The organism is Enterococcus sp. M190262 (assembly GCF_005843965.1).
Taxonomy (GTDB): domain Bacteria; phylum Bacillota; class Bacilli; order Lactobacillales; family Enterococcaceae; genus Enterococcus_D; species Enterococcus_D gallinarum.
Genome location: NZ_CP040461.1, coordinates 1,292,526 through 1,311,716 on the forward strand (window position 1 = coordinate 1,292,526; position 19,191 = coordinate 1,311,716).

A 19,191-nucleotide genomic window follows, 5' to 3' on the forward strand; every position below is an offset into this window, starting at 1 on the left:
GAAGGGGAAATTGGGTGATCCTGCAAGCAGTGTCGCTTAAAAGCAGACTCAAAAGAACCGCACAACTGAATAGCTGAAAAATAGCAGGGCAACACTAATAAACTACTAGGCTAAGAATACCTTAAGCCTAGCAGAAAGTGTCTAGCTATCCCTCCCTCGCTGGAGATTTGGTACGTAATGCAGAGAAATAAACTATAGAAGATCAGCTTGCTTCACTAGGCAATAAAATGGTTTGGCGCTGACCATCATCATAGGCATAAACGGTTTGAGGCAAATACTCATTGTAAGCAATCGGCAGATCGATACACATCCCAGCACGGCGATCATCTTGTGAAAAATGAATACTAACACGGCCGTCATTATTTTTTACGTGAAAAGTTAATAGATTTTCTAACGGAATAACGCCTTTCAGATCCAAGTCAATGATCAGCCATAAACTATCGATCAATTCTCCCGGCATGGTTTGGACGATACCGCCAGAAGCATAGCGGCTGCGGCTACTGTCAAATGGTTCAAACATGGTTGTTCCCTCCTTGAGGATAAAGTCGGTCGTGGGTCGGCAATCGAAAGATAGAATCAACTTGTTTAAAATAAGACCACTCCCCAAGGAATGGTCTTATTCTTTACTTGTAGCAAAAATTATTCTTGATCTTCACCAATAACAGCTGGTTCTGCTGCTTCACCGTTTTCGTCATCTTCTGAAAGTTCTTGTGCTTCAGCAACAGCAACGATTTGTTCTTCGGCTTCTGTGACGATCGTATAATCATCATTTTTCTCTAAATCGCCTACAGTCAACGCGTCACCAATTTCAAGTCCAGTGACATCAACTTCAATACGTTCAGGTAATTTATCTGGTGTTGCGGATACAACGACACTGTATAAGTTTTGTGTCAATACGCCGCCGGCTTTCACGCCTGCTGCATCACCAACTAAGGTCAATTCAGCTTCTACCTCAGTTTCTTCATTCATATCGACTGAGATGAATTCAACATGGGTCAATGCACGAGTGAACGTGTCTGATTGAAATTCTTTGATCAGTGTATTTACTTTCTTGCCTTCTAAGTTCATAGTGATTACGGTATTCAAACCATTTTCACGTAGCAGTCTTTCTAATTCCGCTGCATTGACTGCAATCGGAGTACTGTCTACTTGATAACCATTCACGATAGCAGGTACTTTTCCTTCGTGACGCAATTTGTTCCGTAATGAACGGGGGCGAACTTCTCTTTTCGTAACTTCTAATGATACTGACATAACTCAATTCCTCCTAAAATTTCCCGAAAAAAACGGGATGTTTTTAAGCAAATTTTGTTAACTCTGCACATTAAGTGGTACGTGAGTAAAAACACGCAAAAGGGCAGTTGTTTACACAACTGCCCCAGAAAGTTTTGGTTCAACTTTTCTCCACCAGGTCGTAACGCTGTGTATGAGAAACTTTATTTACTTTACTCTTTAACCTTACGTGGAAAGTCGAAGAAAGTCAAATGAAATGATGAGTCGAGGATTTGCAAGCAATTAAATCTGAGCTATAATAGCCAAGATGGAGAGAAAACAATGCGTTTAGACAAACTGATAGAAGAGCGGTTAGCGACCTCTCGCAAAGAAATGAAACGTCTTTTTCAACAAGGGAAAGTCTTGGTGGATCAGCAAATCGAACGGAACCCATCTCGAAATGTCGACAGTCGATTGCATGAAATCAAGGTTGCTGGGGTACTGCTGCAAACAAGAGATGTGTATTACTTACTCAATAAGCCAGCGGGGGTGGTGACAGCAAATAAAGATCACCAGCACCCCACAGTCATTGATCTTTTACAGCCAGAAGACCGACAGGCGACACTTTATGCAGTGGGACGTTTGGATCGCGATACAGAAGGATTGGTGTTGTTGACGACGAATGGGCAGTTAGGCTATGAATTATTGCACCCAAACAAGAAAGTGCCGAAACGATACGATGTTATTGTCAATGGTCCGGTAACAGCGGAAGATGTGGCTGCTTTTGCTCAAGGCATCGTTTTTCATGGAGGTGTCGTTTGCCAGCCTGCCAAATTGACCATAGAGATGACTTCAGGTAGGCGGTCCTTTGTTCATCTAGAGATTGCTGAAGGGAAGTTCCATCAAGTGAAGAAGATGTTTTTAGCAAGAGGGAAAAAAGTGATTGCCCTAAAAAGAGTTGCAATTGGTCCTTTGGAACTAGGGGATCTATTGTCCGGAGAATACCGGAATCTCACCCAATTTGAATTAGAAAGCCTAGCGAATTATTTTCGCTGAGAAAGAGGAGACTATGACTTATAAAACACTGTTATTTGATGTCGATGATACGATTCTTGATTTCCAAGATACTGAACATGAAGCGCTGACAGCTCTTTTTGCGGAACAAGGTCTGACGATGGATCTCGAAATGAAACAGACTTATCAAGCGGTCAATCACGGACTGTGGCAACAATTTGAACAAGGGAAGCTGTCTAGAGACCAAGTAGTCAATGAACGATTTGGCTTATTTTTTAAAAAGTATGGGCGAATCGTCGACAGTGAAGCGATGGAAAAAAACTATCGTTCTTACTTGGATCAAGGGCATAAATTATTAGGCAATAGTCAGCTAGTGTTGGCCGAATTGGCTGACAAGTTTGATTTATATGTTGTGACTAATGGTGTCTCTAAAACCCAATACCGCCGTTTGTCAGATGCTAAGTTGATGCCTTATTTTCGAGATATATTTGTATCAGAAGATACAGGTTATCAAAAACCAATGAAAGAATTCTTCACCTATGTTTTTGACCGGATTCCTAATTTTGAACAACAAAAAACAGTCATTATTGGTGACTCATTGTCTTCAGATATTTTGGGCGGACATTTGTCAGGGATCGATACAATCTGGCTGAATCCTAACAAAAAAGCGGCTTCAACAGTTCTCCCAACCTATGAGATCCAGTCGTTGGATCAATTGCCATCGTTATTAAAAGACTGATTTCTTAGAAATGAATAGTAATTTTTCAGAATTTCGCTATAATAGAAACAGTGTAAATTTTAGAGACGAAAGAGGTTAATTGAATGACGAATGGCAAGCCCATTATTATTGGTGTGACTGGTGGTTCTGGTAGTGGAAAAACAAGTGTGAGCCGAGCGATTTTCAATCACTTTCCCAATCATTCCATTATGATGCTTGAACAAGACTCTTATTATAAAGATCAAAGCAACTTGAGCTTTGAAGAACGGTTGAACACAAACTATGATCATCCGTTTGCCTTTGATACCGATCTATTGATCGAACATCTGCAGAAACTCCTTGCCTACGAAACGATCGAAAAACCGGTCTATGATTATGTGGCACATACTCGCAGTGAAGCAACGATCATTCAGGAACCAAAAGAAGTGATCATCCTTGAAGGAATCTTGATTTTGGAAGACGAACGTTTGCGAGACTTGATGGATATCAAACTGTATGTAGATACGGATGATGATATTCGAATCATTCGTCGGATCAAACGAGATATGGAAGAACGCGGACGAACGCTGGATTCCGTTATTGAACAATATTTGACAGTAGTCAAGCCTATGTATCATCAATTTATCGAACCTACGAAGCGCTATGCAGATGTCATCGTTCCAGAAGGCGGCGAGAACCACGTAGCGATTGATTTGATCACAACGAAAGTTGCAACATTCTTAACCGAAAGCTGAGCATCTTTTCTTTCGAAAACACTTATTAAAGAATTTTTTTGATAAAGCAGTAGTTTTTCTTTATCAATTATGGTAAAGTATACCTCATGCGACGAGTCGAGATGGTCTAGCTTTGACTGACCAGATTGATAACAGAGGCACAAGGAGCGATCCACCTGCCGGATGCAGGGTGTCGGAATATTCCTTTTGTGGAGATAGGGTATTCTACTAGTAATAGTACTGTGAATAAAAAACAGCTTTGAACATTCGTGTTCAAGGCTGTTTTTTTGTCTATTTCTGTAGGGGATAGCGATAGATCATCGATTCTTCTCCCCAAGGATGATAGCCTGTACCCATCAGCTCAAAACCAAATTTTTCATAAAACGAAACAAGATCTGTACATAAATAAAGGGTCGAGAAACCAGCAGTAGCGGCAGATTGCTTGATAGTTTCGATCAAAAGCCGAGCACCACCTTGTCTGCGATAGTGAGGATCGACATAGAGGGCGCACAGCCAAGGCATCAAATCCATTCGGCTGATAAAATCATTCGTGATCAGTCCACCACAGCCAATGATCGAGAGGACAGCAGCGGCTTGGTTATCCACGAGTAGGAACCATTGCGGTAGATCGGTATCTGCAAAACTGTGGGTCAAGCTATCTTCATACACTTTCATGGATGCGGGACTCGCCCATTTTGATTGAAAATAAGCGATCGCTTCCTGTAAATATTCAGGATGTTCTCTTAAATGAATGACTTTCATTTTTATCCCTCCTTTGGCAAACGGATTTGAAAAATAACGCCTTTAGGTTGTAGATCACGTACACTGATTTGCCCTTTGTGTTCCTCCACGATTTGTTTGGCGATGGCCAAACCGAGACCATAGCCGCCGGTTTCTTTTGAACGGGAGCGATCTTCCCGATAAAAGCGTTCAAAAATATGTTTCTTGTCTTCATCGCTAATAGATGGACCTGTGTTTCTAACTTCGAGCAGCCAATACTTGTTGGAAATTTCTGACAGCAGTGTGATCTTATCTCCTTGACTTGTATATTTCAGGGCATTATCCAATAAAATTACTAATACTTGATGTATTTTTTTTGGGTCGAAGACAGCAGTTGTCGTAGCTAGGTTTTCCAAGACAAATTGTTTATTATTCATTTTGGCAATCTCTTGAAACGGTTTTGCCAGTTCTTGAATGAAAGGAGCGATGGCAATGGTTTCTTTGGCTAACATCTGCTGGTTGGAATCGCTGCGGGCAATCGTCAATAAATCCGCTGTCAATCCAGTCAACCTCCGGGTCTCTGCTAATGCTTGAGCAATACTTTCTGATTCCTCAATGATCGTATGATTGGGCTTAGTGAAGGTGCGCTCTAAACTGTTTTGGATAATCGTCAAAGGCGTCCGTAATTCATGAGAAGCATTTTCGACAAATTCTTGCTGTTTTTTCCACGAAGCGAGGATCGGCCGCATTGTCAATGAAGAAAGGTAGTAGCTGATACCGATTGACAAGATCCAAAAGAAAATCATCGATAAAATCAAAATTGTTTGAAAGTTGTTCATTGCATTATTGATTTGGTTGGTATTGGCCAACACTTGAACATAGGCTACCCCTGATTGGTTCGTAGGCGCGGCAACCGTGATCGAGTGAAACAGCAAAGTCTCCGCTTCATTTTGATCGCTTACGGTCAGTGATTGAATCGTATTTAAATGTTCCGTATCTAATTTGAGTGAAGCTAGCTGAGAGAAACGTCCGCCTAATGATTGTTTGTTTACTATCGTACCGTCTTCTGACCAAAGAATAAATTGGGTGTTGAAACGATTGGTTCCAGGAATCTTTGGCATTGCTGTATTTGGCAGTAAGGCAATGGCTTCGTTTTGATTGGCGTTGTTGATCTCTGCTTGGACCAGACGTGTATCTTGGACGGCTTGTTCAAGGGCAATATCGGTTTCTTGATATGCAGATTGATCAAATAATTCTAGTACAATGATTCCGAGCAATGTAAAGATCAATGCAAAAGCGCTGATATTGATCAAGAACAATTTAAGTCGCTGTTTCTTGGAGAGTTCTTTGTTCATTCGCTAATCTCCTTGCATAATATAGCCTACATTGCGCAGTGTCCGGATCTCTTTATCAATACCAGTATCCCGAAGATGTTTGCGTAAATTGCTGATGTAGACCTCGACTACTGTGATCGTTGTTTCTGAATCAAATCCCCAAATACGGTCAAAAATTTGCTCTTTCGTCAAAATAATGCCTCGGTTTTGCAAAAAATAAACGAGTAATGCAAATTCTTTTCCTTGGATAGGTAATAGCTTTTCGTCAATCGTTACCTCATTAGTAGAGAGATTGCAGGTCAATCCTTTATAGACCACTTGGTTTTCATTAAATAAACCCAATGAACGTTTTAACAAGGCTTTGCAACGCATCAATAATTCTTCCCGATAAAAAGGTTTTGTCAAATAGTCATCGGCGCCTTTTTGAAAGCCAGCGACCTTATCTTCTAATCCATCTTTGGCGGTTAAGATCAAGACTGGTGTCTGAACAGTGTGCTGTCGTAATTTTGCCAATACTTCATAGCCATTCATTTCTGGAAGCATCAAATCTAGAATGATCAAATCATAAATCCCACTTTGGGCTTCATACAGACCTTCACTCCCATCAAAAGCTTGGCTGATTTCACCAATTTCTGCAACGATTTCTTTAATATTTTCTGATAACGTTCTGTCGTCTTCGATCAGTAATAACTTGATCATTCTGTCACCTCTTTCATTATAAGCATAGCATGAGTAACATAAAAAAAACTTAAAAAAGTGATTTTTGCTTAAGCTGTCTTTAAGTTTCAGCGTCTTAAATAGGGACTATAGCAATCAAAGGAGGAAAATACCATGAAATTAAAAAAGGTATTTCAACGAAAAGAAACCAAGTATCTTTTATCGTCTGAGCAGTTTCAGCCGTTTCTGGGTGCGTTGCAGCAGAGGATGAAGATTGATGAATATGGCCAACACACGATTCTATCTCTTTACTATGACACGGATGATTTTCGTTTCATCCGTCATTCGATGGATAAGCCAAAGTATAAAGAGAAATTTCGCATCCGGAGTTATGGTGTTCCATCTCAGGACAGTTTGGTGTTCCTAGAAATCAAGAAGAAAGTCAATGGCATTGTATATAAGCGGCGTGTTCCTCTAAGCTATTCAGATTATCAATCATGGATACGAAGCGGGGAATTTCCTACCACTATTCAACCACTTCAAATTGCCGCCGAAATTCGTTGGCTATTTAAACAAAACCATGACTTAAGTCCGCGCGTTTTGATTGCCTATGACCGCCTTTCGCTTTTTGCATCAGAAGACAGTGAATTTAGAGTGACCTTTGATCAAAACATTCGTTATCGGGAAAACAATCTGACATTGTCTGAAGGGAGTTATGGACAATTGATAGCGCCAGAGATTGGTGTGTTGATGGAAGTCAAAGCAATGGGGGCCTATCCCCTTTGGTTTGTTGAACAATTGAATCAGTATGGTGTGCGCAAAGCTAGTTTTTCCAAGTATGCTCAAACCTACCAACGTCATTTGTTTAAAAAGGAGGATATTCAGAATGTTATCTAGTTTGTTAAGTGATACCGCTACTCTTGAATGGGATGGCTTGATTATTTGTATTAGTGCCTCACTGATTCTGGGTCTCTTAGTTGCCGGAGTGCATATGGTAAAGAATGTTTATACAAAAAATTTTGTCATTACGTTGGCAGTACTGCCGGTTCTAGTACAATCAGTGATTATGCTGGTCAATGGGAATTTAGGAACTGGGGTAGCGATTTTGGGCGCATTCAGCTTGATCCGCTTCCGTTCCGTTCCAGGAGGTTCTCGCGAAATCACCAGTGTGTTTTGGTCCATGGGGATCGGCTTAGCCACCGGTATGGGTTATGTCGGTTATGTGGTGGTTTTTTCATTCGTGGTAGCTGCCTTTTTATTGATGCTGTATACCGTACCCTTTGGCGAACGACGTAAGACGAGCGAACGGGAATTGAAAATAACTATTCCAGAAGACTTAGATTATCCCCAACTGTTTGATGACATTTTTGAGAAATTTACTCATACAGCCAAGTTGGATTCGGTACGCACAACAACCATGGGTAGTCTCTACGAGTTACGCTATCACTTAGTATTGAAGGATCAAACACAAGAAAAGGCTTTGATCGATGATGTACGGACGCGTAATGGCAATTTACCTGTTGTACTCGGTAAAGTTGCGGCTAATCGTGATGAATTATAAGGAGGAAGACCAATGAAAAAAATCTACCCATTGTTTTTGGCACTATTACTGGTAGCTTGTGCGCAGCAATCTGAAACAAATTCTTCAAGTTCTGCCACTGGAACTTCGGAAGCAACGGTTACGAATGGATCTACTTCTTTGGAAGATACAGATTATTATGGAAAGTATGAAGAAGAGGATTTGGATGCTTCTTATGAGTCATCTTCAGCCATAGCGATAAAACTGGCGGGTGCACAAACGGAAGCTGGAGAAGGATTTACAGTTGATGATCAAACAGTAACGATTACTTCGGCAGGGACATATATGGTCAGCGGTTCTTTGACAGATGGTCAGTTGAAAATCAACGTCGACAAAGAAGCCAAAGTTCATTTGATCTTTGCTGGAGTAAGTATCACGAATGCTAACAGTTCAGCAGTTGTTATCGAGCAGGCAGAGAAAGTCATTACGACATTAGCTGCGGATACAACAAATACGTTAACGGATGGAACGAGTTATACCTTTGCAGAAGGAGAAACCGAACCGGATGCTGCTTTTTATAGCAAAGACGATTTGTCGATCAATGGAGAAGGGAAATTGGTCATTGAAGGCAATTATAGCAACGGCATCCGCAGCAAAGACGATTTAGTCTTGGCAAGCGGCACCTATGAAATCACAGCAAAAAACAATGCGATCAAAGGAAAAGATTCGGTGTCGATTCGAGATGGGAATTATACTCTGACGACTTCTGAAGGAGATGGTATCCAAGCCAACAATACCGAAGATGCTACAAAAGGCTATATTGGGATTGATGGTGGTATATTTACGATCCAAAGTGGTCGGGATGGTATCCAAGCTGAGACAAATCTTAGTATTCAATCAGCAGAAATGACCGTTAAGACAGCTGATGGTGCAGATAGTCAATCGGTCGTCGCTGATGAAAGTTATAAAGGAATGAAAGCAGGTGGATCCATCCTACTAGCAAGTGGTTCCTATACTATCGATAGTGCGGATGATAGTATCCACGCCAATGATTCAGTCACCATCAATGGCGGGGAGATTTCAGCAGCGACTGGAGATGATGGCATTCATGCAGACAATGGTTTAACCATTAATGATGGGACGATTACTGTCAACAAATCCTATGAAGGCTTAGAAGCAAGCGTCATCACCATTGCTGGTGGAGATATTCAAGTGCTAGCAAGCGATGATGGGGTAAATGCCGGCGGCGGCAGCGACACGACGGATAGCGGACAATTTGGACAAGATAGTTTTGGAGGAGGACCAGGCGGTGGCGATCAAGCAGACGATAGCAAAGAAGTTGTCATCACAGGTGGAACCTTGTCAATTGATGCTGAAGGAGATGGATTGGACAGCAATGGCAATGTCACAATGAGCGGTGGAATCGTGATTGTCAATGGACCGACGCAAGGCGGGAATGGCGCTTTAGATTATAATGGAACCTTTGAAATTACAGGTGGGACCCTCGTCGCTGCAGGAACCACTGATATGGCAATGAATGTGAGTGGCGGAACACAACGATCAGTGGCGATTACTTTCGATCAATCTCAGGCAGCAGACACGTTGATCACCTTGCAAGATACTGAGGGCAATACGTTATTATCCTATGCACCTAGTAAGGATTTTCAACATGTGGTGATTTCAAGTCCAGATTTACAATCAGCAGACTATACACTACTTAGTGGCGGCAGCAATAGTGAAACTTCTGTTTATGGTCTTTATCAAGGAGGAAGTGTGAAGGATGCTTCTGAATTAGGCACATTATCTTTAACAGATACCCTTTCAAATTTGACTCAATCTGGCGCAACTGCCACGACAAACCAAATGGGCGGATTTGGACGCTGATCAATTCTAGTAGCCCTCGTTGGAGGAACCAAAAAAAGAATACTACGAACGATGACCGCTACAACTTAGTTTATTTTTGCTATACATGATTGGTGAAAAGCCATTAAAGTGTAACATTCTGAAAGGATATTCTAGCCCTCCATTTCCGAGATTGAAGCAGACAGTGTCTAAAGATATCGTGGATAGACCATGCCTATTTTAAGGTGTACTTAAGCTAGTAAACATATAGTCAAGCTACGTTTAGTAGAGGAGGATATGAGATGAATTTTATGAAACGCGGCTTACAAAGTTTGTGGGCAAAGAAAGGTCGAAGTTTGCTGCTGATTGCTGTTTTTTCGGCAATTTTGATTTTTGTTTTAGCAGGATTGACAATCCGCAGTGCTACTTTAGTCGCAACCGAAAACGCACAAAAAAGCGTGGGAGCGACGGTGACGCTGCAAGCCAATCGGGAGTCTCTTCGACAAAACAGCCAAACAGCTTCTTCAGATACTTCAGAGGGGGAGTCGACACCGCCCGATCCAGGCAGTTTCCAGAATACACCGGTAAATCTTAGTGATGCTCAAGCAATTGCAGCGTTAAGTGGGGTAGCATCCTATAGCTTTGAAGCGAGTACATCAGCCGATGCTGTCAGTGGCATTGAAGCTATTTCAAGTGAGGATGACGAAAGTACAGCGACAGAATCTACGGAGGATTCATCTAGAGCAACGAATGGCCAGCCAAGTGGGATGCCTAATATGCAAGAAGGCAGAATGAGCAGCGGCGATTTTCAAATCACTGGTGTTTCCGAAAGTACGAACTATACAAGTTTTTCAGAAGGCACCGCGAAAATTACCGATGGTGAAGCCATCACTGCAGGAGATGAAGGGACGAATCATGTCTTGATCGAATCAGAATTAGCAGAAGCAAATGGGCTTTCAGTTGGCGACAAATTTGTTATTTCTGATAGTGAAGACAATGAAGTCGAAGTAACGATCAAAGGGATCTATGAAACCAGTGAAGTTGTGAACAGTATGAGCCAAATGTTCAATTTTTTGAACCCAGCCAATACATTGTTTGCATCCTATACTCTCGTTAATACATTGGCGGGTAATGAGGATACGTTAGATTCGGCGACTTATACGTTGAGTGATCCTTCAGAAATGGACAGTTTCGTTGCTCAAGCTGAAAAACTGATTGATACCGATACCTACAGTATCCAAACGAATGATCAAATGTATCAGTCGATGTTGACACCATTGAATAATGTTGCAAGTTTTGCCAAAAATATAATTGTGCTAGTTGCGGTTGCCGGTGTCATCATATTGACATTGATCGTAATGTTGTCGATCAGAGAACGCAAATATGAGATCGGCGTTCTGTTATCTTTAGGCGAATCGCGAATAAAAGTCATTTTACAGTTTTTTACCGAGATTGCTATCTGTATGTTCTTTGCATTGGGAATCGCTGCAGCTAGTGGCAATGTTGTAGGGAATATCGTGGGCGAGCAGCTGTTGGCTCAACAAACGACAACGGAACAAGCGGACGCAGGGATGAATGGTCCGGAAGGAATGCCAAGTATGGGCAACGGCGGTCCTAATGGCAGAAGCGGGCTATCCGCTTTTACACCCTCGGCAGAAGTACAAGAGTTAGCTATTACGGTTTCATTCCAAGAAATCGGCTTATTGGCATTGTTAGGTGTAGGGATCAGCTTTGGGTCCATTCTATTATCTTCAGCTGGAATTTTGCGCCTCAATCCAAAAAAAATATTGGTTTCCTAGGAGGGATAGCATGACGTTACAAACAGAAAAATTAGGTTATTGGTACCAAACAGAATCTGAAGCCCTTTTTCGAGAAGTAGATTTGACCTTTGATTCTGGAAAAATGTACGCGATCCTTGGTTCCAGCGGTTCTGGTAAAACGACCTTTCTCTCATTAATCACGGGATTGGACACACCAAAAGAAGGGAATATTTATTACGATAACGAACTGTTGAACAAAATTGGATTGCGAGAATACCGTCGTAAAGATGTTTCTATCGTCTTTCAAGCTTATAATTTGTTGCCCTATATGTCGGCACTGGATAATGTGACTACCGCAATGGCGATTGCCAAGTCACAACAAACAGATAAAAAGGCATATGCTTTGGCAAACCTGGCTAAAGTTGGGATAACTGAAGAATTAGCTATGAAGAAAGTTACCCAGCTTTCCGGTGGACAGCAACAACGAGTGGCCATCATCCGGGCTATATGCTGTGAACATGAGTTGATCGTGGCAGATGAGCCCACCGGTAATTTAGATGAAACGACCTCAAAAGATATCGTTCAACTGTTTCAAGAAATTGCCCATGAACAAAAGAAATGTATCATCTTAGTGACCCATGAACAAGAAGTAGCGAAAGTCTGTGATGTTGTTTATGAACTAAAAGAGCGTCAATTTGTCATGCGGGACTCCTAATAAACTTGTTACTGAAAGACTAAACTCAAGGCTGTATTTTCTCATCAGAGAGGATGCAGCCTTGTCTTGCATCTTGCAGCAGAAACTTCTACAATAAAAGGAAGGGGGCGAGACGATGCGATTACTGATCGATGGGGATGGTTCCCCAGTAAAAAACGAAGTCATTGAATTAGGTGCGCAGTTTGCATTGCCAGTAGTGATCGTCACTAGTGTCGATCACTATACGGCCAAAGAATATCCTGATTTTGTTCATTTTGTCTATGTGGATAAGGGGGCCGATCGAGCCGACTATGAGATTGTTAAAGAAATTCAACCGGGCGATTTTTTAGTCACACAAGATTATGGCTTAGCTTCACTTGTATTACCAAAAAAAGCCCGTGTTTTTCATCATAACGGCACAGAATATTTGCCAGAGACTATCGACTTTTTATTAGGGCAACGGTATTTAGGAACACAAATGCGTAAAGCCGGCAAGCGGACCAAAGGCCCGAAACCATTCACGAAAGAGGATCGTCAACAATTCAAACAAGTTCTAGAGCAAGAAATTAAAAAGACGATCCAGCAGTAACCATCATTGAGGAGACTGCTGGATCGTTTATTTTTTTCGAAAACGATCATAAAAATATTTTCCGGCAACGGTGACGATGGCCACAAAGGCTATACAATAGCCAAAGATACCCATTTGATGAACAAAGCCGCCCTGTTGGGGACTTGCAACGACTAAAAGAGAGGAACCTAAAATCACTGCTGCTAAGATAATACCAATCACTAGCCGATTGATCATTTGATCAAAACGGTCCAGCAGCTGTTTTTGATGGCGGATCTCAATATTCAGACGATGCTTGCCAGTAGCTAGTGTGTTGACAGCAGCTAATGTTCGATCAGGGAGTCGACTGAGTGCTCGGAGACTTTTGGCACTGGCTAACAAACTTTTTTTCATTTCTTCTTCAAGATCCAGCTGCTGCAAAAAGTATTTCTGAGCAAATGGCTGTGTCACTTCCATCATCGATAATTGAGGGTCAAGTGCCTCGATTACTCCTTCAAGCGTTCCGAAAGCTTTAATCAGCAGCGTGATGTCACGGTGCATCTGCAGATGATTGTCATGACAGATAGTGATGACCTCAGCTAATACTTTTTGCAAATCAATATCTTTGATCGGCATGTTGTAATAATTTTCAACAAAAGACTGAAGATCTTGATAGAAATCCACTTCATCGAAGTTTCTTTCCCGACGGCAAAGGCGTAGGACAGCTCTACCAACTTGTTGGGTATCTTGAGTGTACAATGCGATCAAGGCATCTGCCAGCCGACTGCGAAGGGTCTGGTCCAGATGTCCCATCATTCCGAAATCTAAAAAGATCAAGCGATAAGGCGGCAATGTCTCCTCATCCTGCCATTTTAAGGAGTAATCGACACCGCCTAAAACACCAACTTTCTTTTTTACATGGAAAGGAGCTGTTTGCTGATCGGGGTCCAGTGGTTGCAAGAAGAGATTTCCAGGATGAGGGTCTGCATGGAAAAAGCCGTCTTCAAAGACTTGCTTCATAAAGTTCTCTACCAGCAGGGTACCGACCTCTTTCTTGATTTCTTTTACTGTCCGGTTGGGAAAAAATTGTTCATTGTTTTTTCGAGCAAGCAAACAGTTTAGGTTTTCTCCTTCCATATAGTCCATGACGATGACTTTACGTGTACACCACTGAGGATAGACTTTAGGAATCTCGATCTGCTGCCAGTGGTGATTGAAGTGATAAAACTCTTGCGCATTTTTCGTTTCTTGCAGAAAGTTTGTTTCATTATCCAATGAGCGTCGAACTTCATGCAGAACGCTTTTAAGATCCACCACATTCGTTTCTGGAATATAGCGAATCAAAGGAATCGCTTTTTCAAACAAATCGAGATCTACTTGGATAGCGGAAATAATGCCGGGATGCTGTACTTTGACAACAACTTCTTTGCCATCTTTTAGAGTCCCACGGTGAGCTTGACCGATAGATGCCGAAGCTAAGGGCTTTTCTTGCAAAGTTGTAAAAATGGCTGTCAGAGGTTGTTCCCATTCTGCTTCTAACAGCGCCTGGACTTGCGGAAAAGGATCGCTTTTGACATTGTCTTGCAAGTGTTTGAATTCATTGATAAAAGCGTCAGATAATAAGTCGCTACGGACGGAAAGCATTTGTCCGATTTTAATGAAGGTGGGTCCTAATTCTTCAAAGGCTTTGCGTACAGCGAGGGGATCTTGCTGCTTACTTAAATTTTGAATCACTTTGTATTTGAGAAACACTTGAACGATCTGTCTGAGTCTTTTTTTCTTAGATGGTGATTCCTGTTCCATACGGGCACCTCTATTCTTTAAGTTTCGCTAGTCTAATAGTACGAAGAAATCAAGAAACATTCAACTACGGATGATTTCAGTTGTTAAAATCGGCAAGAAATAATGTCGCAGCTTCGTTTTTGTGCTAAAATGTGGAAGAATTAGTTTTGGTAGAAACAATGAATACAGGAGGAATTTCTTTTGAAAATTATTTTATTATATGGCGGACGCAGTGCAGAGCATGATGTATCGCTTCTATCCGCTTTTTCAGTAGTCAATGCTGTATATTATAATTACTACCAAGTACAATTAGTAATGATCACGAGAGATGGCCAGTGGCTAAAAGGCTCTTTATTGACTGAAGCCCCTACATCCAAAGAAGTGTTGAATCTGACGGATTCGGCTTACCAAGGGACGCCGATCCAACCTGGTGAGATCAAGGAAGAGGATGCGATTGTTTTTCCGCTGCTCCACGGACCAAATGGAGAAGATGGAACGATCCAAGGTTTTCTAGAGACCATCGGCATGCCTTATGTAGGCGCAGGGGTTTTAACTAGTGCCTGTGGCATGGATAAGATTATGACCAAATATATCTTGCAGGCGGCGGGGATTCCGCAAGTTCCTTATGTACCCGTTCTTAAAAACTATTGGAAAGAAAATCCTAAAAAAGTATTTGAACAATGTGAAGGCAGTCTTTTGTATCCAATGTTTATCAAACCTGCCAATATGGGTTCAAGTGTTGGGATCACAAAAGCTGAAAATCGGGAAGAATTGCAAAATGCACTTCAAGAAGCCTACCGTTATGATACACGAGCGATCGTAGAACAAGGGATCGAAGCTCGCGAAATCGAAGTCGCTGTTCTTGGAAATGAAGATGTGCGTACAACAATGCCCGGCGAGATCGTTAAAGATGTAGCTTTTTATGATTACAATTCGAAGTATCTTGACAATAAGATTGAGATGCAGATCCCAGCTCAAATTCCTGAGGAGACACAAGCGAAAGCGCAAGAGTTTGCCAAAAAAGCTTATACGATGCTTGGAGGAAGCGGCCTCAGCCGCTGCGACTTTTTCTTGACGAACAAAAACGAATTATTCCTGAATGAATTGAACACGATGCCTGGTTTTACCGAGTTTAGTATGTACCCGCTGTTGTGGGAAAAAACCGGTCTGCCATATGGTGATTTGATTGAGGAATTGATTCAATTAGGAGTCAACCGTTTTAAACAGCGTCAAGCCTTTTTAACCGATGTCGAATAATCACAAACAGGGAAATCAGTTCAACTCAAGGTGAAGCTTGAAAGGACCATGATCTTCCCTGTTTTTAACTTAAGGAGATAAATAAGATGAATCTATCGATAAAAGAAGTTGCCGCTTTATTTGGCGTAGAATGTGCCGATCAGACAATGATCAGCAGTGTAGAATTTGACAGCCGCTTGGTCACTACCGATAGTTTGTTTGTGCCGTTGGTCGGAACGAGAGATGGCCATGAGTTTGCTCAACAAGCACAAGAAAAAGGAGCAATCGCTGCTTTTTGGAGCCATCCGACAATCCAGCCGCCAGAAGGACTAATGATCATCGAAGTATCAGACACCCTAGCTGCCTTTCAAAAGCTGGCAAAATTCTATAAAGAAAAACTGGCGCCAAAAGTAATTGCTATTACAGGTAGCAATGGTAAGACTACTACAAAAGATATGGTAGATGCGGTGGTGGCACAGCAGTTCAAAACCTACAAAACACAAGGAAATCACAATAATGAAATTGGTTTGCCACTAACGATTCTGCATGCCCCAGCGGATACAGAAGTTCTTGTATTGGAGATGGGGATGGATCATGCGGGGGAAATCGAGGCCTTGTCACACTTGGCTCAGCCAGATGTTGCAGCGATCACATTGATCGGTGAAGCCCATATTGAGAATCTTGGTTCTCGTGAAGGAATCGCGAAAGCCAAGATGGAAATCACTGCCGGCTTAGACCCAGCAGGATTTTTCATGATACCAGCAGACGAGCCTTTATTGACCCCCTACCTTGCAGAGTTGACTCAGCAAGTAGAAACCTTTGGTTTGGGTGAAGGCAATCTTAAAGGAACGATCCAAGAAGAAACCCAAGAACAAACAGCTTTTACGGTAGCGGATCAAGTCTATACGATTCCAGTGATCGGCGGCTACAATGTAAAGAATGCCTTGATCGCGATTGGCATCGGCCGTTATTTGGGGATTGAAGAAGAAAAAATCAAAGCAGGATTGGCTGATTTTCAACTGACAAAGAATCGTACACAATGGTTGAAAGCTGCGAATGGCGCCGCTATTTTAAGCGATGTCTATAATGCAAACCCAACAGCGATGGGATTAGTCTTAGACAGTTTCAGAAAATTGCCTCTGACTGGCAGACGGATCGCTGTGCTAGCAGACATGTTGGAGTTAGGTCCTGATTCAGCGAAGATGCATGCCGGGATGGCGGATCATTTAGATGAAAGGTTCGATTTGATCTTTTTGTACGGTAGTGAGATGCAAGCGTTGAAACGTGCATTGGATCAAAACCGCTTAGCCGATCGAGTCCATTTCTTTAGCAAAGAGGAAAAAGCGGTGCTGATCACACAACTACAAAAAGAACTGCAGCCTACGGATAGCATTGTTTTAAAGGGGAGCAACGGAATGGGCCTGGTTGAGGTAATTGATTCTCTAACAGCAATGTAAAGTAAGCGTGAAATCTTGCTGAAATTTTCATTCTGTGCTATACTTATTTAATGCCGAAAGATGAAGCACAGAATGATTACTGTAAATAAACATTGACGTTTTGAGATAAAATGATGGCTGAGACAGAAAGATTTGTTTTAGCCTTTTATAATGCCTTCGTGAAGCGGTTTTTCGGTAACAAGAGAAAGATAAGAGATGGGACTGCTCTTGTGTTTCTGAAGAAAGTACGCTTCGATTAAAGAAAACAGGCATCATGATGATGACCAAATTAGGAGGATCCATTTGAAATTTAAAGATCTAGAATTATCAAACGAATTATTGACTTCTGTTGAGCGTGCCGGCTTTGAAGAAGCAACACCAATCCAAGAAGCAACAATTCCCCTTGCGTTGCAAGGAAGAGATGTCATCGGTCAAGCACAGACCGGTACCGGAAAAACAGCAGCATTCGGCTTGCCAATGTTGGAAAAAATCGACCCAGCAAATCACCAACTACAAGGATTAGTGATTGCACCTACTCGGGAATTAGCGATCCAAACCCAAGAAGAACTATATCGTTTAGGAAAAGACAAAAAAATCCGGGTTCAAGCGGTTTACGGTGGTGCGGATATTGGTCGTCAAATCCGTCAACTAAAAGATCGTCCCCATATCGTTGTCGGTACACCAGGACGTATGTTAGACCATATCAACCGCCACACATTGAAACTTGGTACAGTGGAAACACTTGTTTTGGATGAAGCAGACGAAATGTTGAACATGGGCTTCTTGGAAGATATCGAGAAGATCATCAGCCAAGTACCTGAAGAACGTCAAACCTTACTATTTTCAGCAACAATGCCTCCTGCAATCAAGAGCATTGGCGTAAAATTCATGAAAAACCCTGAACATGTTCAAATCAAGGCGAAAGAAATGACGGCTGATTTGATCGATCAATATTATGTTCGTTCAAAAGACTATGAAAAATTCGATATTATGACTCGTTTGTTGGATGTACAAACACCTGAGTTGACGATCGTTTTTGGTCGGACAAAACGTCGTGTCGATGAATTGGCACGAGGACTAGAAGCTCGAGGCTACAAAGCGGAAGGGATCCATGGAGACTTGTCTCAACAAAAACGAATGAGCGTATTACGATCATTCAAGAGCGGTCATTTAGATATTTTGGTTGCTACAGACGTTGCAGCTCGAGGATTAGATATTTCTGGTGTGACTCACGTCTACAACTATGATATTCCTCAAGATCCAGAGAGTTATGTTCACCGTATCGGACGGACGGGCCGTGCAGGTAAAGGCGGAATCTCCGTAACTTTCGTTACACCAAACGAAATGAGTTATTTGCATGTTATTGAAAATCTAACTAAAAAACGGATGTCACCAATGCGTCCACCAACCGAAAAAGAAGCTTTTAAGGGGCAATTAGGTGCAGCAATTGAACAAGTAGAAGTGAAAATGGATGAAAACGGGTTGGATAAATACCTCCAAGCTGCAGATGATTTATTGGAACGCTACTCAGCACAAGACTTGGCTGCTTTGCTTCTTAAAACAATCGCGAAAGATCCATCTGATCTTGTCCCTGTGAAGATCACACCAGAAAGACCATTACCGCAAGGAAAGAAATCTTTCAATAAAAATGGTCGTCGCAGCAACAACAACAACAACCGCAACCGTAAAGACAACGGCGGCAACCGCAGCGGCAAAGCTCGAGGAAATTACAGCAAAGACGGCGCTCGCAAAAATAACCGTCGCAGCAATGACAAAAAACGCGGCTTCGTTATCCGCAACAATCAAGACTAGTCCTTAGAGGTCGCTTTCAGCACCTTTTTCGACACAAAATTATCTGAACTTTTTTCGATCAACCTGCCAATGTGTGCCACTGACCAAGAGGCCACTTGGCGTGATCGATCATTGTTCGGATATTTTTTTTGCCCTTTTTGAGAAAAGACGGTATAGTCAAAGAAAACTGGAGAACGAGCCTCTCAAAAATTTCTT

At 41.9% G+C, this 19,191-nt stretch carries 18 protein-coding genes; 12 read left to right on the forward strand and 6 right to left on the reverse strand.

The genetic code is table 11. From position 1 onward, the window contains the following. Window positions 1–202 precede the first annotated feature (202 nt). Together FE005_RS06115 and FE005_RS06120 are read right to left on the reverse strand one after the other, a co-directional pair. Window positions 203–520 carry a DUF960 domain-containing protein gene (locus tag FE005_RS06115; RefSeq protein ID WP_003128534.1) on the reverse strand — a complete coding sequence of 106 codons (318 nt, stop codon included), beginning with the start codon at window positions 518–520 and terminating at the stop codon, window positions 203–205. Between the two features lie 119 nt (window positions 521–639). Then, window positions 640–1,254 carry a 50S ribosomal protein L25/general stress protein Ctc gene (locus FE005_RS06120; protein ID WP_003128535.1) on the reverse strand — a complete coding sequence of 205 codons (615 nt, stop codon included), beginning with the start codon at window positions 1,252–1,254 and terminating at the stop codon, window positions 640–642. Window positions 1,255–1,554: 300 nt separating this feature from the next. On the opposite strand from FE005_RS06120, the gene FE005_RS06125 reads away from it, so the two are divergent. From FE005_RS06125 to udk, 3 genes are all read left to right on the forward strand, one after another. Next, window positions 1,555–2,268 (forward strand): pseudouridine synthase, encoded by a 714-nt coding sequence (locus FE005_RS06125; protein WP_138371466.1) that lies wholly within the window; start codon window positions 1,555–1,557, stop codon window positions 2,266–2,268. A 13-nt stretch (window positions 2,269–2,281) separates the two neighbouring features. Further along, on the forward strand, window positions 2,282–2,965 hold the full coding sequence (locus FE005_RS06130) for a YjjG family noncanonical pyrimidine nucleotidase (RefSeq protein WP_138371467.1): 684 nt from the start codon (window positions 2,282–2,284) through the stop codon (window positions 2,963–2,965). Window positions 2,966–3,048: 83 nt separating this feature from the next. After that, window positions 3,049–3,678 (forward strand): uridine kinase, encoded by a 630-nt coding sequence (gene udk, locus FE005_RS06135; protein WP_003128539.1) that lies wholly within the window; start codon window positions 3,049–3,051, stop codon window positions 3,676–3,678. Window positions 3,679–3,948: 270 nt separating this feature from the next. On the opposite strand, the gene FE005_RS06140 is transcribed toward udk, so the two are convergent. The 3 genes from FE005_RS06140 to FE005_RS06150 are packed head-to-tail and all read right to left on the reverse strand — an operon-like array spanning window position 3,949 to window position 6,410. Continuing rightward, window positions 3,949–4,419, reverse strand: coding sequence for a GNAT family N-acetyltransferase (locus FE005_RS06140; protein ID WP_138371468.1), 471 nt, complete (start codon window positions 4,417–4,419; stop codon window positions 3,949–3,951). A 2-nt stretch (window positions 4,420–4,421) separates the two neighbouring features. Beyond that, window positions 4,422–5,732, reverse strand: coding sequence for a cell wall metabolism sensor histidine kinase WalK (locus tag FE005_RS06145; protein ID WP_081131404.1), 1,311 nt, complete (start codon window positions 5,730–5,732; stop codon window positions 4,422–4,424). A 3-nt stretch (window positions 5,733–5,735) separates the two neighbouring features. After that, on the reverse strand, window positions 5,736–6,410 hold the full coding sequence (locus FE005_RS06150; RefSeq protein ID WP_003128546.1) for a response regulator transcription factor: 675 nt from the start codon (window positions 6,408–6,410) through the stop codon (window positions 5,736–5,738). 132 nt (window positions 6,411–6,542) lie between these two features. Here FE005_RS06150 and FE005_RS06155 point away from each other — a divergent pair, with 132 nt between their 5' ends. The 6 genes from FE005_RS06155 to FE005_RS06180 all read left to right on the forward strand — a co-directional run bounded on the left by FE005_RS06155 (window position 6,543) and on the right by FE005_RS06180 (window position 12,772). Next, on the forward strand, window positions 6,543–7,265 hold the full coding sequence (locus FE005_RS06155; protein ID WP_103300318.1) for a polyphosphate polymerase domain-containing protein: 723 nt from the start codon (window positions 6,543–6,545) through the stop codon (window positions 7,263–7,265). After that, entirely contained in the window at window positions 7,255–7,929 is a 675-nt protein-coding gene (locus FE005_RS06160; RefSeq protein WP_003128549.1) for a DUF4956 domain-containing protein, read from the forward strand. The genes FE005_RS06155 and FE005_RS06160 overlap by 11 nt, the downstream gene beginning before the upstream one ends. Window positions 7,930–7,941: 12 nt before the next feature. Next, a complete protein-coding gene (locus FE005_RS06165) occupies window positions 7,942–9,771 on the forward strand; it encodes a carbohydrate-binding domain-containing protein (protein ID WP_103300319.1) in 1,830 nt (609 codons plus the stop codon). 260 nt (window positions 9,772–10,031) lie between these two features. Then, window positions 10,032–11,528 carry an ABC transporter permease gene (locus FE005_RS06170; protein WP_138371469.1) on the forward strand — a complete coding sequence of 499 codons (1,497 nt, stop codon included), beginning with the start codon at window positions 10,032–10,034 and terminating at the stop codon, window positions 11,526–11,528. 10 nt (window positions 11,529–11,538) lie between these two features. Then, entirely contained in the window at window positions 11,539–12,204 is a 666-nt protein-coding gene (locus tag FE005_RS06175; protein WP_138371470.1) for an ABC transporter ATP-binding protein, read from the forward strand. Window positions 12,205–12,319: 115 nt separating this feature from the next. After that, complete coding sequence (locus FE005_RS06180; RefSeq protein ID WP_003128555.1) at window positions 12,320–12,772, forward strand: YaiI/YqxD family protein; 453 nt, start codon at window positions 12,320–12,322, stop codon at window positions 12,770–12,772. A gap of 27 nt (window positions 12,773–12,799) precedes the next feature. Here the strand turns inward: FE005_RS06180 and FE005_RS06185 are convergent, their stop codons facing one another. Further along, a complete protein-coding gene (locus tag FE005_RS06185; RefSeq protein ID WP_081131398.1) occupies window positions 12,800–14,533 on the reverse strand; it encodes an AarF/ABC1/UbiB kinase family protein in 1,734 nt (577 codons plus the stop codon). 180 nt (window positions 14,534–14,713) lie between these two features. On the opposite strand from FE005_RS06185, the gene FE005_RS06190 reads away from it, so the two are divergent. The 3 genes from FE005_RS06190 (at window position 14,714) to FE005_RS06200 (ending at window position 18,996) form a co-directional block, all read left to right on the forward strand. Beyond that, window positions 14,714–15,769 (forward strand): D-alanine--D-alanine ligase, encoded by a 1,056-nt coding sequence (locus tag FE005_RS06190; protein WP_003128558.1) that lies wholly within the window; start codon window positions 14,714–14,716, stop codon window positions 15,767–15,769. 86 nt (window positions 15,770–15,855) lie between these two features. After that, complete coding sequence (gene murF / locus FE005_RS06195) at window positions 15,856–17,205, forward strand: UDP-N-acetylmuramoyl-tripeptide--D-alanyl-D-alanine ligase (protein WP_138371471.1); 1,350 nt, start codon at window positions 15,856–15,858, stop codon at window positions 17,203–17,205. 282 nt (window positions 17,206–17,487) lie between these two features. Next, complete coding sequence (locus FE005_RS06200; protein ID WP_138371472.1) at window positions 17,488–18,996, forward strand: DEAD/DEAH box helicase; 1,509 nt, start codon at window positions 17,488–17,490, stop codon at window positions 18,994–18,996. Window positions 18,997–19,191 lie beyond the last annotated feature (195 nt).

Excerpts from the sequence above, each read along its gene's own strand:
- FE005_RS06180 (WP_003128555.1), top strand. The coding sequence starts at position 12,320 with ATGCGATTACTGATCGATGGGGATGGTTCCCCAGTAAAAAACGAAGTC.
- FE005_RS06130 (WP_138371467.1), top strand. The coding sequence starts at position 2,282 with ATGACTTATAAAACACTGTTATTTGATGTCGATGATACGATTCTTGAT.
- FE005_RS06170 (WP_138371469.1), top strand. The coding sequence starts at position 10,032 with ATGAATTTTATGAAACGCGGCTTACAAAGTTTGTGGGCAAAGAAAGGT.
- FE005_RS06155 (WP_103300318.1), top strand. The coding sequence starts at position 6,543 with ATGAAATTAAAAAAGGTATTTCAACGAAAAGAAACCAAGTATCTTTTA.
- FE005_RS06175 (WP_138371470.1), top strand. The coding sequence starts at position 11,539 with ATGACGTTACAAACAGAAAAATTAGGTTATTGGTACCAAACAGAATCT.
- FE005_RS06115 (WP_003128534.1), bottom strand. The coding sequence starts at position 520 with ATGTTTGAACCATTTGACAGTAGCCGCAGCCGCTATGCTTCTGGCGGT.
- FE005_RS06150 (WP_003128546.1), bottom strand. The coding sequence starts at position 6,410 with ATGATCAAGTTATTACTGATCGAAGACGACAGAACGTTATCAGAAAAT.
- FE005_RS06165 (WP_103300319.1), top strand. The coding sequence starts at position 7,942 with ATGAAAAAAATCTACCCATTGTTTTTGGCACTATTACTGGTAGCTTGT.
- FE005_RS06185 (WP_081131398.1), bottom strand. The coding sequence starts at position 14,533 with ATGGAACAGGAATCACCATCTAAGAAAAAAAGACTCAGACAGATCGTT.
- FE005_RS06160 (WP_003128549.1), top strand. The coding sequence starts at position 7,255 with ATGTTATCTAGTTTGTTAAGTGATACCGCTACTCTTGAATGGGATGGC.
- FE005_RS06125 (WP_138371466.1), top strand. The coding sequence starts at position 1,555 with ATGCGTTTAGACAAACTGATAGAAGAGCGGTTAGCGACCTCTCGCAAA.
- murF (WP_138371471.1), top strand. The coding sequence starts at position 15,856 with ATGAATCTATCGATAAAAGAAGTTGCCGCTTTATTTGGCGTAGAATGT.
- FE005_RS06120 (WP_003128535.1), bottom strand. The coding sequence starts at position 1,254 with ATGTCAGTATCATTAGAAGTTACGAAAAGAGAAGTTCGCCCCCGTTCA.
- FE005_RS06140 (WP_138371468.1), bottom strand. The coding sequence starts at position 4,419 with ATGAAAGTCATTCATTTAAGAGAACATCCTGAATATTTACAGGAAGCG.
- FE005_RS06145 (WP_081131404.1), bottom strand. The coding sequence starts at position 5,732 with ATGAACAAAGAACTCTCCAAGAAACAGCGACTTAAATTGTTCTTGATC.
- udk (WP_003128539.1), top strand. The coding sequence starts at position 3,049 with ATGACGAATGGCAAGCCCATTATTATTGGTGTGACTGGTGGTTCTGGT.